Here is a 12117-nt window from a genome sequence, read left to right on the forward strand (position 1 = left end):
AACTGAAGGTCATCTCCCCGGTTCAAGTTTCCGTAGGACGGAGGTGGGAAACGGGAGATTCAACGTGGTTACACTTAGTCCGCTCGCCATAGCCACCGGGCTTGTCGTGCTGGCCATCATTGCCGGCATGGCGGTAACGGTCATGCGCAGGCGCCATTCGGCCCGCCTGCGCGATCGCTTTGGTGACGAGTACGATCGTACCGTTGATCAGTCAGGCAGTACGCACAAGGCCGAGACCGTACTCGACGAGCGCCGGAAGCGCGTCGAGGGTTTCGATATTCACGCTTTGCAGCCCGCACAGCGCGAGGTCTTCGTCCGCGCCTGGCTGGAGGTGCAAGCCCAGTTCGTAGATGACCCTGCCGGAGCGGTACAACGGGCCGATGTGCTGCTTGCCGACGTGATGAACGCCCGCGGCTATCCGGTGGCGGATTTCGACCAGCGCTACGAGGACCTGTCGGTCGATCATGGAGAGGTCGTCGCGCATTATCGTACCGGCCATCACATCGCCGCCAGCCATGCGCGCGGCGAGGCGGGGACAGAGGAATTGCGCCGGGCGATGATCCACTATCGCGCGCTATTCGACGATCTCGTCAATGAGCCGGAGAATTTCAGCCCGGTGATCGAGCATCGCGGCGGGCGGGTTCATGACTTGCGCAAGGAAACGACCCGACGCTTTTGAACTTTGTCAGCCGGCAGCGTGGCGGTGCGTCAGTATGCCGGTGAAAGATGCGCCGCCTTGCCATGCACGCTCGTGAAAGAAGAACACTACTGCGTTCACCATGGGTTCGATCAACGCGATCCCGCCCGCCATCTTGACCGATCCGGTAACAAGATAGGCGACTGCGAAGCCCACCATCAAGTGCAGGGACAGGAAGCTGAAGGTCTTGGCGAAATCGCGGGTCATCGGGCGGTCCTTTCAGACACCCGTGTTAATGCGAATTGATCGCAATAATAAACCGGCGATTTTCGCTACAGTGATCGGAGGGAACGATGGCGGGGGTTCACAACCCCAGCTTGCGGGCGATGCGCCAGCCTGTCGCCTTCATGTGGTTCCTTGTCGGCCAGCGGCCCGGTGCGGTGGGCTTCAGGCCACAGCGACGCAGCAACCCGTTGAACGCCCGCGCGTCGGCTTCCGCAAAGCTCCATTCCGACCGCCAGGTTATCGAGAGAGAGACGGATGGTTCCGATCCGTTGCGGACGAAATGCGGAGCCATCACCGGCACGTAAAGCGCCTCACCCGGCCCTAACGGGTACTCACGACCACCCTGGAGCATGTCGTCACGCCATTTCAACTCGCGGCCGCCGCCGGTGTGGTAGGTTTCGTGCACCTCGTCCGGTGCGAAGCTAGGGTCGCCCGCAGGGAACTGCGTCATCACCTTGCACCCGCGTACTTGCATCAGGATGTTGTGTTCGGGGTCGAAGTGATAGGGCGTGACACCTCCGGCGCTGGTCACGAAGACGAAGGCCTGCGTCTTGAGCATGCGGCCGGTGCGCGCTTCGATGGCCGGCCGGATTTCCTGCAGAAGCGCGGCGAGCAGGGCCGCATAAGCGGGGTCCTGTTCGACGTTCTTGAGCACGGCCCACGAGCGGGTCGTCTCGATGTGGCGGATGGTTTCGCCGATTGGAATGCCGGTTGGGGCGGGCTTGCCTTCGAGGCCGATGGGCTGGTCGCTGGCATTGTATTCGACCGAGGCAGCAGGAAGCCCCTCCGCCAACCGGGCGAGAGCCTCCAGTTCCATGAGCGGATGCGCGCCAAGGGCGTGAAGCAGTTTATGCGGGGTTTCCGGGTAGTTCGATGCGAAAACGCCGCGCGAGGCAGTCGAAAACACAGAGCCGGGGTGGAGTGGAGCAGGCGCGATCATGGTTTGTGTCCGGCGGGATGGCGTGCGGTTTCCGCGCGCACGAACTGACGGAAGGCGGCGCGGCGCAGACGCCCGCCGATGGCGATGGAGAGCCGCCCGATCCCCCGGCGCTCGCGCCAGAGGTGGTCGATCATCGGGTGATCGGCGCTGGCGCAGCTGTCGGTCCAGGCGATATCGGGACGATCCAGCATGGCAAGGTTCTCGCGCTGGAGCAGCACGCCCGGCGAAAAGCGCGCATAGGTCTCGTCGAACGCGGTCTTGTATGAATAGGCGCCCGGCGCGGTGAGAAACGTGGCGAGCATCGCGATGGGACGTCCATCCAGCATGAGGGACAGCCGTTCGAGTCTTCCCCGCGCGGAGGCGCCTTCCAGACTTTCCTGGAACATGCGCTCCGTCGCTTCGGAACTTGCCAGGGCAGAGCGCGCCTGGCCTTTCCAGCCCGCCGCTTCCAGCGCCAGGAAATCAGCGCACCACTGCGCCACGTCCCCTTCGTCGGTGCGGTGCTCGAAGTTCAGAGCGCCTTCCTCCGCCAGGCGATTGGCCTGACGCCGCAGTTCCTTGCGCTTCTTGCCTGACAGGGCGCCTTCCAGATACGCATCCGGCGACTGGTCGGAGGCGAGCATCGCACGGGCCTCGCGGTGGACTGTCTCGACCTGTCGCCCGTCCTGGGCTGCCACGGCTTCCAGAGCGGCGTGCAGCGGGCCGTCCAGGATCATGCCGCGCAAGTGCATGAACAGCGCCGAACCCGGCCGTGCATCCGCCCAGCGCAGCACGGCCTGCCAGAATGGCACTTCTGCGCCTGTCGCGACCAGCGGCACGCCGCAAAAGCAGTTGGCGTGCAGCCAGCTCGACAGTTGCGGAACCGGCCAGCGATAGTAGCGGGGGGAGTGGACGACCGGCAGAAGCCCCGCCAGTCGGCCGTCCTGCTCGTATCGCAGGATGGTTACGCTCTCCGTTTCGGGAAGGTGGCGCAGCGACGGGAGAAGATACCAGCTTTCGAAAAAAGGGTTGGGCTCGCTGGCATTGCGCGCGAGCCGATCCCAGGCATCGACCTCGCTCTCCAGAGCACGCCAGGGCAGGGCCACGAGGTCGCCCGACGGCGAGCACGCAGCGACATCATCGGCGACGAGCGCCGAGGAAGCGTATTTGCGGTGTGCCTCGCCAGCCACTTGCAGAGCGAATCCCTGTTTCCGGAACGTTTCGCGTTCGTGGCTTGGCCTAGCGGGCAGAAATCAAGGAAACGCTAACGGCCTGGCGCCGTACGGGATCGTGACCCGCACGGCGCTCGCCCCTTTATCCCGCAGCCATTGCAGCAAGCAGCAGCAGCGCGACGATGTTGGTGATCTTGATCATCGGGTTCACGGCAGGCCCGGCGGTGTCCTTGTAGGGATCACCCACGGTGTCGCCGGTGACGGCGGCCTTGTGCGCTTCCGACCCCTTGCCGCCGTGATTGCCGTCCTCGATGAACTTCTTGGCGTTGTCCCATGCACCGCCGCCAGAAGTCATCGACAGCGCCACGAAGAGCCCGCTGACGATCACGCCCAGCAGCAGTGCCCCGAGCGCCGCAAAGCCGTTCTCCGGCCCGGCGACCCAGCCGATCAGGTAGTAGACGACGATCGGTGCGAGCACGGGCAGCAGCGAAGGCACGATCATTTCCTTGATTGCCGCCTTGGTGACGAGATCGACCGTGCGCGCGTAATCGGGCTTTTCCGCGTAAGTCATGATGCCCGGTTTCTCGCGGAACTGTTCGCGCACGTCGACGACCACATCGCCTGCGGCGCGGCCCACGGCGGTCATGCCCATCGCGCCGAACAGGTATGGCAACAGTGCGCCGAGCAGCAGTCCGACGATGACGTATGGGTTCTCCAGGCTGAAATCGACGTCCAGCAAGGGGAAGAACTCACGCAAGTCGGTGGTGTACGCCGCGAACAGCACCAGCGCGGCGAGGCCGGCCGAGCCGATGGCATACCCCTTGGTGACGGCCTTAGTGGTGTTTCCCACGGCGTCGAGCGCATCGGTCTTTTCGCGCACCGCGTCGTCGAGGCCTGCCATCTCGGCGATGCCGCCTGCATTGTCGGTCACCGGACCATAGGCGTCCAGCGCCACGACCATGCCGGCCAGCGCCAGCATCGCGGTGGCGGCATAGGCGATCCCCAGCAGTCCTGCCAGCTGGTAGGCGATGATGATGCCCGCGACGATCACGATGGTCGGGAGCGCCGTCGCCTCGAGACTGATCGCGAGGCCCTGGATCACGTTGGTCCCGTGCCCGGTGACGGAAGCCTTGGCGATCGAGCGGACCGGACGGTAATCGGTCCCGGTATAGTATTCGGTGATCCAGATGATTAGTCCGGTGATGGCCAGACCGACGAGCGCGCAGTAGAACAGTGTGCGCCCGTTGAAGTCGGCCCCCGGGATGACGGCCTTCATATCGCCGAGGGCATGGGAGACGGCCCACCAGATCGCCGGGATCGACAGCACCGCTGTCACCAGGAAGCCCTTGTACATGGCCCCCATGATGTTCTTCGAACCGCCGAGACGCACGAAGTATGTGCCTATGATCGAGGTGACGATGCAGACGCCGCCAATGAGCAGCGGCAGGGCCATCATCATGGATAGGCTGTCTGTACCCTTGAGCAGCAGTGCGGTCAGCACCATCGTCGCGCCGACCGTTACTACGTAAGTCTCGAATAGATCGGCAGCCATGCCGGCGCAGTCGCCGACATTGTCGCCCACGTTGTCGGCGATGACGGCGGGGTTGCGGGGATCGTCCTCGGGAATGCCGGCTTCCACCTTGCCGACCAGATCGGCGCCGACGTCTGCCGCCTTGGTGAAGATGCCACCGCCCAGACGCGCGAAGATCGAGATCAGCGAGGCGCCGAAGGCGAGGGCGGTCAGCGCCTCGACCACGGTGCGGTCCTCTGCGCCCACGGTATGTCCGGCGGGGCCGGTAAGATACCAGTAGAACACCGCGATCGCGAGCAGCGCGAGACCGGCCACCAGCATGCCGGTGATGGCACCCGCGCGGAACGCCAGCGTCAGGCCGTCCTGCAGACCTTTCTGCGCGGCTGCGGCGGTACGGACGTTCGCGCGTACCGAGATGTTCATCCCGATGAACCCGGCCAGGCCCGACAGGATCGCGCCGATCACGAAACCGGTGGCAGAAATGGCCCCGAGCGTGAAGGCGAGGATGACCGCGACGATCACGCCGACCACGGCGATGGTGGAATACTGCCTCTTCAGGTAGGCTTGCGCCCCCTCCTGAATGGCGGCGGCAATCTCCTGCATCTTTTCGGAGCCTGCGGGAGAACTGAGCACCTGGCGACTGGTGATGATGCCATAAATGATGGCAAGAAGCCCCAGGACTATTGAAATCGTGACTGGATCCACGAAGACGTCCCCTTCCCAATATGTTGTAGCGGCGGGTTTTCCCGCTCGCGACGACTAGGGCTATAGACAAGCCGAATAGGTGGCAAGCGGGGATGACTCCGTACCGCTTGCAATCTTGAAGGGGGCAGCTGCCAGCTTAGTGCTGGTAGCCGAGGCGCTCGGGCAGCGGCAGCAGCCTGCCATCAAGCGACAGGGACAGGCCAGACCCATCGTTCACCGAGCCGATCGGCGTGACCTGCCGGTCCAGCGCGCTGGCTGCTTCGAGGATGCGCGCGGTATGCTCTGGTGGTGCGGTAAACAGCAGTTCGTAGTCGTCCCCGGCCGTCATCGCGGCCATTCGCGCGTCTACCGTTTTCCCGGCAATGGCGACCAGTGCTGGGGAAAGGGGCACGGCCGCGGCGTCGAGTGCAATGCCCACACCGCTCGCCTCGGCCATGCGCGAGGCGTCCACGAGTAGCCCGTCGGAGACATCCATCATTGCACGGACCAGCGGAGCAAGCGCCTCGCCGAGCAGGGGCTCGGGCGAGGGGCGCCGATAGCGTGCGAGAAGCGCCGAGATGGCGGCTTCCGGGCCTTCAAGCCGACCCAGTGCGGCAGCAAGGCCAAGTCCGGCGTCACCGATGGTCCCGCTCACCCACACCCGGTCGCCGGGCTTTGCGGCGCTACGCGAGGGCACGGGGTAATGCTTTTGCCCGGTGCCGAGAGCGGTGAGGGAAAAGCTGCGGGCTGCGCCATCGGGCATGCGCACGGTGTCGCCGCCCAACAGCGGGATGGCGAAGCGGCGGCAGGCCTCGTCCAGCCCGGCGAGGAACGCGGTGTCCCACCCGGCATCACCCAGCGCGTGCGAATAGAGGCAACCGACCGGCGTCGCGCCCTTGGCGGAAAGGTCGGAGACGTTTACCGCCACCAGCTTCCACGCGATGTCCGCCGGCGGATCGCCGGGCAGGTAATGGACGCCCTCGACAACGGTATCCATCGTGAGGACCAGCGCCTCCCCACCGATCTGGAGCACGGCTGCGTCGTCTGCCAACCTGCGCGCGGCCGGATCAGTGGCGATCGCGCGCAGGGCGTGGATGAAGGCATGCTCGCCGGTCATCCGGGGATCATGCCTGCGTTACTTGTCGGTTGCGTTTTCCGAGTCATCAGGATGATCCCATCTGATTAGAAAACGCTTTAGCGGACCGACTTCGCCACCGAATCGAGCACGCCGTTGAGGAACTTCGCCTCGCGCGGGTCGAAGAAGGCGTGGCACACGTCGAGGTACTCGCTGATCGCGGCGCCGGTAGGAATGTCGGCGCGGGCCAGCAGTTCGTAGGCGCCCGCGCGCATGATCTGCAGCATCGTCTTGTCGAGACGGCCAAGCGACCAGCCCTCGGTCAGCTTGGAGGCGAGCAGTTCGTCGATCTCGTCGCGGCGGGCAATGGTGCCCTTCACGACGTCGTCGAAGAACGCGACTTCGGCCTGCGCGAACTGCGCCTCGTCGATCTCCATGCCAAGGCGGTGGCGGTGGAATTCGTCGAGCAGGGAGGCCATCGGGGTGCCCTCCATGTCGAACTGGTACAGTGCCTGGACGGCGGCGAGGCGCGCGGCGGCGCGCTTCTGCTTGGAATTGCTCATGAGTTCAGCCTTACGGAAATGGAGCGCGCGTGCGCGGGAAGCCCTTCGGCTTCGGCAAGGGCGACGGCGGCGGGGCCGACGGCCTCCAGCGCCGCAGCGTCGAGCTGGATGAAGCTGGTGCGCTTCATGAAATCGAGGACGGATAGCCCCGAGGAGAACCGCGCCCGGCGCCCGGTAGGCAGCACGTGGTTCGGCCCTGCGACGTAATCGCCGACCGCCTCGGGGGTCATGCGGCCGAGGAACACCGAACCGGCGTGGCGGATCCGACGCATCAGGCTTTCGGGATCGTCGGTGGCGATCTCGACATGTTCGGCCGCCAGCGCATTGGCGAGGGCGGGGGCTTCGTCGAAGCTGGCGACGTCGATGATGACGCCGTTGACGTTCCAGCTTTCGCGCGCGGTCTTCTCGGTGGCGAGCGCGCCGAGTTCAAGTTCGACTGCTTCGGCTACGGCGTCGGCATAAGCCGCGTCGTCGGTGATCAGGATCGACTGCGAGGTCGGATCGTGCTCGGCCTGGCTGAGCAGGTCGGCGGCGATGCGGCGCGGCTCGTTCCTCGCATCGGCGATGACGAGGATTTCGCTCGGTCCCGCCACCATGTCGATGCCGACCACGCCGTAGAGCTGGCGCTTGGCCTCGGCCACCCAGGCATTGCCGGGGCCGGTCACGACATCGACGGGGGCGATGCGGTCGGTGCCATAGGCCAGCGCGCCGACAGCATGGGCACCGCCCACGCGCCACACTTCGTCCACGCCCGCAAGGTGCGCGGCGGCGAGGACGAGCGGATTGACCTCGCCCTTGGGTGTTGGGGTGACGACGACCAGACGCTCCACGCCCGCAACCTTGGCGGGTATCGCGTTCATCAGCAGCGAGGACGGATAGGCCGCTCGCCCGCCGGGAACGTAGAGGCCGGCCGCGTCCACCGCGTTCCATGTCGCGCCAAGGCGCACACCGGCGGCGTCGGTGTAGTCACGATTCTCGGGCAGCTGCGCGGTGTGATAGGCGCGGATGCGCTCCGCCGCGAGTTCCAGCGCCGAGCGAAGATTAGGGGCGAGCGCGTCGAAGGCGGCCTTGCAGGTAGCGGCATCGACGTTCCAGCCAGTCTGGTCGAGATCGTGGCCGTCAAATTTCGTGGTGAGTTCAGCCAATGCGGCATCACCACGCTTGCGCACGTCCCGGAGGATCGCGGCGACGTCAGCGGCCACGTCCACCGCGCTCTCGCGGCGGTCGGAGACGACGCGCGTGAAGGCCTCCGCGAAACCGGCGTCCGTGCTGGACAGGCGCAGCATCAGGCAGCTTCCTTCCCGGCAACCAGCGCGCGGAACGCCTCGACCAGCGCGGCAACGCGCTCGTCGGTCTTGAGGGCGGCGCGATTGACGATCAGGCGCGCGGAAATGTCGAGAATGCGGCTCGTTTCGACGAGCCCGTTCTCCTTGAGCGTGCGGCCGGTGGAGACGAGGTCGACGATCCGGCTCGACAGGCCGAGGCAGGGGGCCAGTTCCATCGCGCCGTTCAGCTTCACCACCTCTGCTTGCACGCCCAGCTTCTCGAAGTGGCGGCGGGTGAGGTTGGGGTACTTGCTGGCGATGCGCAGGTGCGATGGCAGCGTGCCGCCGGTTTCGCCCACCTTTTCGGCGACCGAGAGGCGGCAGTGGCCGATGTTCAGGTCCACGGGCGCGTAGAGATCGGAGTAGGCGAACTCCTCCACCACGTCAGAGCCGACGATGCCGACTTGTGCGGCGCCATGCGCAACGAAGGTCGCCACATCGAAAGCGCGCACGCGAATGAGGCGCATGTCGCTGTTTTCACAGGCGAAGGAGAGCGCGCGCGACTTCTTGTCATGGAATTCCGCCTCGGGAATCACACCGGCGCGCGCCATCAGCGGCAGCGCTTCGTCGAGGATTCGGCCCTTGGGCACGGCGAAAGTCAAAGGTGTCGGCATGGTGCGCGCCTTAGTCGGGCGGCGCTGAAAGGGCAACTGGGGTGTTTGCCCTGAGTGAACGGCGATGCAAAACGCCGTCATCCCAACGAAACCCCGTCATCCCAGCCTTCGCTGGGATGACGGGCGCATGTCTACGAGCTTGCGCGCTTACTCCCCCGGCGCGCTGGCCTTGATGGCTACCGCATGCACGCGATTGCCGGGAATGTCGCCCAGCGCCGCGTTGACCAGTCGCTGGCGCTGCAAGCGCGAGACACCGGCGAACTGCGGGCTCTCGATCAGGATCGTGAAGTGCGATTCGCCGCTGCCGTCATCGCCCATGTGGCCGCTGTGGCTGGCGGAATCGTTGACGACGTCGAGCGACGTGGGGGCGAAGGCGGCGGTCAGCAACTGCCGCATTTCCTGTTCGAGTGGTCCGGACATGGGGTTCCATTTAGGCGATCGATGTCCCATCTGAAAGCCGGTGAGACAGCATAGATTTCATGGAAGGTTCGAATCGACGGGGCGCGAGTGCACCTGGCCGGGTTGCCGGGAGGCAGGTGAGTTCCGTGCACCGGGCGGTCGCCCCTCGGGATTTGACGGGCCGGGCGACTACCGCTGGTTCTGCCTCGAGCATGTGCGCCAGTTCAATTCGGGCTACGATTACTTCGAAGGCATGGAAGCCGAGGAGATCATGCGCGCCCAGTCGCCGCTTTACGGTTGGGAGACGCAGAACCGTGCGTTTCGCCCCGATGCCGGCGTGGACAACGCGCCGCACTGGGCGAACTTCTCCGACCCGCTGGAGGCGATACAGGCACGGGCGCGGGCGCATGTGAAGCGGCGGCAGGCCGATCTGAAACCTGAGAATGCGCGGTTCACGCCGAACGAAAGGCGGGCGCTGGAGTTGCTCGGGCTGGATGGCGATATCGACCGCAAGACGCTGCGTCTCCGGTACACGCGACTGCTGCGGCAGTATCACCCCGATCATAACGGCGGTGATCACAGCCATGCCGCCCGCTTGCAGGGTGTGGTCGAGGCGTATCAGTTGCTGAAAAACGCGGCGGCTTTCGGGTAAGAACTTTCGTCCCGGATCAGGTCCGGGACGATGCAGGCTCAGCCTTCGCCTTCGCAGATCGCCGCCAACTGGTCAGCGCATGCGCCCCAGCCATCGGTAAAGCCCATGTCCTCGTGCTGCTTGCAGGTTTCCGCGCTCCAGTGGCGGGCGGTGGCGGTGTAACGAGTCCCTTCGCCTTCGGGCGCGATTTCCCAGATGCCGATCATGAAGGGGCCGCTCGGCTGGCAATCGTCCACGATGGCATCTGTGGAAACGAAGCGACGGCCCTCGTCGTAGGCGAGGTAGATGCCGTTCTGAGGCATGACTTCGCCGTCGGGACCATACATGGTCATCTTGCAGACGCCACCGGGGCGCCTGTCCTGTTCGTCGACCTCAGCGCGCCATGGAGTAGGGCACCACCATTCGTTCTGGCGATTGACCATGACATCCCAAACTTTAGCAGGCGGCGCGGCGATATGGCGCGTGACGGACAGTTCGTTGCTCATCAATCCTCTCCTTTCAGTCTCTGTCAGGCGCGCCCAGAGGGAAGAACGCGCGGTAGGGGCGGGCGGCCTCGACGCAGGCGCTGACGGGTGGCAGGGCGAGCAGATGGGCGCGCCATTCCTTCAGGTGCGGGAATGTCTCGGCGACGGGATGCACCCAGTCGGCGTAGAACAGCGAAGGCGCGGCCGCGCACTCGATCAGCGTCACTTGGCCTTGCGCCGGGTAGTACTGAAGCCAGCCCTCAAGCCATGCGTAACTGCGTTCCAGCCGTTCGCGCGCTTCGCCGATGCGGGTCATGTCTGGCTTTGCGGCATCGCGAATGTATTCGTTCACGACCTCCTGCATGTTGCCCATGACGTAATTGTCGAACACCCGGTCAAGCATCCTGACGCCAATCGCCGCTTCGGCATCGGAGGGCAGCAAGACATCCGGTTCGACATGATGCAGTTGCAGGTGCTCGATGATCGAGGTCGCCTCGAAGATCAGGTTCTGGCCGTCCTGCAGGACCGGGAACTTGCCCGCTGGTCCGGCCATGGCGACGATCCTGCCGTGATCGAGGTGATCGCCGTCGACGATGCGGAACTCATGCTCCAGCCCCGATCCCAGCAGAGCGATCTGCGCCTTCCAGGTGTAGGACGAGAAGGGGTGGCCGTAGAGAGCTAGCATCAGCCTTTCGCCGCCGCCTCGATCGCGGCGATGTCGATCTTGCGCATCGTCATCATCGCTTCCATCGCCCGCTTGGCTGCGGCGCGATCAGGGTTCGCCATGGCATCGGTGAGCGCGCGCGGGGTGATCTGCCAGTTGAGGCCCCACTTGTCCTTGCACCAGCCGCACATGCTTTCCGCCCCGCGGTTGCCGACGATGGCGTTCCAGTAGCGGTCGGTCTCCTCCTGGGTGTCGGTGGCGACCTGGAACGAGAACGCCTCCGACTGCGGGAACTGCGGGCCGCCGTTGAGGCCGATGCACTCGATCCCCATCACCGTGAACTCGACGACGAGGACGTTACCTTCCTTCCCGTCCGGATAGTCCGTTGGCGCACGCTGTACGGAATCGACGCGGGTGTCTGGGAATACGGTGGCGTAGAAGTTCGCGGCGTCCTCGGCGGTGCCGTCGTACCAGAGGCAGATCCGGTTCTTGGCCGTCATTTCTTCATCTCCTCTATCAGCTTGCCGTCGATGCCCTTGGCCGTGCGGTAGGCAGGGCGCTCCTGGCAGCGTTCGGCATAGGCGACGAGCGGGGGCAGCGGCGGGATGATGCCGAAGGTCATGCCCCAGTCGATCGCGCTGCCGACATAGACGTCGGCCATAGTGAACCGTGTGCCGCAGACCCAGTCGTCCTCGGCCAGCTTTTCCTCGATCGCGGCGAGGGTGCGCTCGAAGCTGCCCCAGCCCGCCATCATCTCCTGCTGCGGGGTCGGCTCGAACTTGAGCGCGCGCGAGGTGATCGCCTGCTCGATCGGGCCGGAGGCGAAGAAGGTCCAGCGATAGTAGTCCGCCATCTCGCCGTCGTTGGGGAGCAGGTGCGCTTCCGGGTTCATCTCGGCGAGATAGAGGCAGATCGCGGCGGCTTCAGTGATCACCCGGTCGCCGTCGTCGGCATGGTGGATCAGCGTCGGCACCTTGGCCATCGGGTTGGCGTCTAGGAACGCGGCGGGCTTGTCCTTCCAGTCGATGAGAACCTGTTCGTAGTCCGCCCCGGCCTCGTGCAGCGCCCAGCGGGCGATCTGTCCGCGCGACATCGGGTTGGTGAAGAAGGTGTAGTCGGCCATCGGGATTCTC

The 12117-nt window shown here is 65.1% G+C and carries 15 protein-coding genes; 2 read left to right on the top strand and 13 right to left on the bottom strand.

Annotation, left to right across the window (positions count from 1 at the left end; all coding sequences use genetic code 11):
- Nucleotides 1-64: 64 nt before the first annotated feature.
- Entirely contained in the window at nt 65-679 is a 615-nt protein-coding gene (locus tag ACODRZ_RS02265) for a hypothetical protein (protein WP_488970792.1), read from the top strand.
- Nucleotides 680-685: 6 nt separating this feature from the next.
- Here the strand turns inward: ACODRZ_RS02265 and ACODRZ_RS02270 are convergent, their stop codons facing one another.
- From ACODRZ_RS02270 to ACODRZ_RS02310, 9 genes are all read right to left on the bottom strand, one after another.
- The gene (locus ACODRZ_RS02270; RefSeq protein ID WP_488970791.1) at nt 686-904 is read right to left on the bottom strand and encodes a DUF2061 domain-containing protein; all 219 of its coding nucleotides are present in this window, start codon (nt 902-904) and stop codon (nt 686-688) included.
- A 97-nt stretch (nt 905-1001) separates the two neighbouring features.
- Complete coding sequence (locus ACODRZ_RS02275) at nt 1002-1862, bottom strand: transcriptional regulator (protein ID WP_488970790.1); 861 nt, start codon at nt 1860-1862, stop codon at nt 1002-1004.
- The gene (locus ACODRZ_RS02280) at nt 1859-3031 is read right to left on the bottom strand and encodes a GNAT family N-acetyltransferase (RefSeq protein ID WP_488970789.1); all 1173 of its coding nucleotides are present in this window, start codon (nt 3029-3031) and stop codon (nt 1859-1861) included. The genes ACODRZ_RS02275 and ACODRZ_RS02280 overlap by 4 nt, the downstream gene beginning before the upstream one ends.
- A 124-nt stretch (nt 3032-3155) precedes the next feature.
- Complete coding sequence (locus ACODRZ_RS02285) at nt 3156-5249, bottom strand: sodium-translocating pyrophosphatase (RefSeq protein WP_488970788.1); 2094 nt, start codon at nt 5247-5249, stop codon at nt 3156-3158.
- A gap of 136 nt (nt 5250-5385) precedes the next feature.
- A complete protein-coding gene (thiL, locus tag ACODRZ_RS02290; protein WP_488970787.1) occupies nt 5386-6345 on the bottom strand; it encodes a thiamine-phosphate kinase in 960 nt (319 codons plus the stop codon).
- A 77-nt stretch (nt 6346-6422) separates the two neighbouring features.
- On the bottom strand, nt 6423-6866 hold the full coding sequence (gene nusB, locus ACODRZ_RS02295; RefSeq protein WP_488970786.1) for a transcription antitermination factor NusB: 444 nt from the start codon (nt 6864-6866) through the stop codon (nt 6423-6425).
- Entirely contained in the window at nt 6863-8152 is a 1290-nt protein-coding gene (hisD, locus tag ACODRZ_RS02300) for a histidinol dehydrogenase (RefSeq protein WP_488970785.1), read from the bottom strand. Before hisD ends, nusB begins: the two co-directional genes overlap by 4 nt.
- The gene (gene hisG / locus ACODRZ_RS02305) at nt 8152-8805 is read right to left on the bottom strand and encodes an ATP phosphoribosyltransferase (RefSeq protein WP_488970784.1); all 654 of its coding nucleotides are present in this window, start codon (nt 8803-8805) and stop codon (nt 8152-8154) included. The genes hisD and hisG overlap by 1 nt, the downstream gene beginning before the upstream one ends.
- A 147-nt stretch (nt 8806-8952) precedes the next feature.
- Nucleotides 8953-9225, bottom strand: coding sequence for a BolA family protein (locus tag ACODRZ_RS02310; protein WP_488970783.1), 273 nt, complete (start codon nt 9223-9225; stop codon nt 8953-8955).
- A gap of 193 nt (nt 9226-9418) precedes the next feature.
- On the opposite strand from ACODRZ_RS02310, the gene ACODRZ_RS02315 reads away from it, so the two are divergent.
- Complete coding sequence (locus tag ACODRZ_RS02315) at nt 9419-9856, top strand: DnaJ domain-containing protein (protein WP_488970782.1); 438 nt, start codon at nt 9419-9421, stop codon at nt 9854-9856.
- A 38-nt stretch (nt 9857-9894) separates the two neighbouring features.
- Here the strand turns inward: ACODRZ_RS02315 and ACODRZ_RS02320 are convergent, their stop codons facing one another.
- From ACODRZ_RS02320 to ACODRZ_RS02335, 4 genes are read right to left on the bottom strand one after another with little or no spacing between them, the layout of a single operon-like run.
- Nucleotides 9895-10341 (bottom strand): SRPBCC family protein, encoded by a 447-nt coding sequence (locus ACODRZ_RS02320; protein WP_488970781.1) that lies wholly within the window; start codon nt 10339-10341, stop codon nt 9895-9897.
- 13 nt (nt 10342-10354) lie between these two features.
- Entirely contained in the window at nt 10355-11005 is a 651-nt protein-coding gene (locus ACODRZ_RS02325) for a glutathione S-transferase family protein (RefSeq protein WP_488970780.1), read from the bottom strand.
- On the bottom strand, nt 11005-11484 hold the full coding sequence (locus ACODRZ_RS02330; RefSeq protein ID WP_488970779.1) for a VOC family protein: 480 nt from the start codon (nt 11482-11484) through the stop codon (nt 11005-11007). The genes ACODRZ_RS02325 and ACODRZ_RS02330 overlap by 1 nt, the downstream gene beginning before the upstream one ends.
- Nucleotides 11481-12107 carry a glutathione S-transferase family protein gene (locus tag ACODRZ_RS02335; protein ID WP_488970778.1) on the bottom strand — a complete coding sequence of 209 codons (627 nt, stop codon included), beginning with the start codon at nt 12105-12107 and terminating at the stop codon, nt 11481-11483. The genes ACODRZ_RS02330 and ACODRZ_RS02335 overlap by 4 nt, the downstream gene beginning before the upstream one ends.
- Nucleotides 12108-12117: the final 10 nt, after the last annotated feature.

The sequence above is a fragment of the Novosphingobium sp. FG90 genome (assembly GCF_057808725.1).

What these genes read in the sequence shown, in the direction of transcription:
- ACODRZ_RS02270 (WP_488970791.1), bottom strand. Translation starts at nt 904, where the DNA reads ATGACCCGCGATTTCGCCAAGACCTTCAGCTTCCTGTCCCTGCACTTG.
- ACODRZ_RS02335 (WP_488970778.1), bottom strand. Translation starts at nt 12,107, where the DNA reads ATGGCCGACTACACCTTCTTCACCAACCCGATGTCGCGCGGACAGATC.
- nusB (WP_488970786.1), bottom strand. Translation starts at nt 6,866, where the DNA reads ATGAGCAATTCCAAGCAGAAGCGCGCCGCCGCGCGCCTCGCCGCCGTC.
- hisG (WP_488970784.1), bottom strand. Translation starts at nt 8,805, where the DNA reads ATGCCGACACCTTTGACTTTCGCCGTGCCCAAGGGCCGAATCCTCGAC.
- ACODRZ_RS02320 (WP_488970781.1), bottom strand. Translation starts at nt 10,341, where the DNA reads ATGAGCAACGAACTGTCCGTCACGCGCCATATCGCCGCGCCGCCTGCT.
- ACODRZ_RS02310 (WP_488970783.1), bottom strand. Translation starts at nt 9,225, where the DNA reads ATGTCCGGACCACTCGAACAGGAAATGCGGCAGTTGCTGACCGCCGCC.
- ACODRZ_RS02275 (WP_488970790.1), bottom strand. Translation starts at nt 1,862, where the DNA reads ATGATCGCGCCTGCTCCACTCCACCCCGGCTCTGTGTTTTCGACTGCC.
- ACODRZ_RS02330 (WP_488970779.1), bottom strand. Translation starts at nt 11,484, where the DNA reads ATGACGGCCAAGAACCGGATCTGCCTCTGGTACGACGGCACCGCCGAG.
- ACODRZ_RS02325 (WP_488970780.1), bottom strand. Translation starts at nt 11,005, where the DNA reads ATGCTAGCTCTCTACGGCCACCCCTTCTCGTCCTACACCTGGAAGGCG.
- hisD (WP_488970785.1), bottom strand. Translation starts at nt 8,152, where the DNA reads ATGCTGCGCCTGTCCAGCACGGACGCCGGTTTCGCGGAGGCCTTCACG.
- thiL (WP_488970787.1), bottom strand. Translation starts at nt 6,345, where the DNA reads ATGACCGGCGAGCATGCCTTCATCCACGCCCTGCGCGCGATCGCCACT.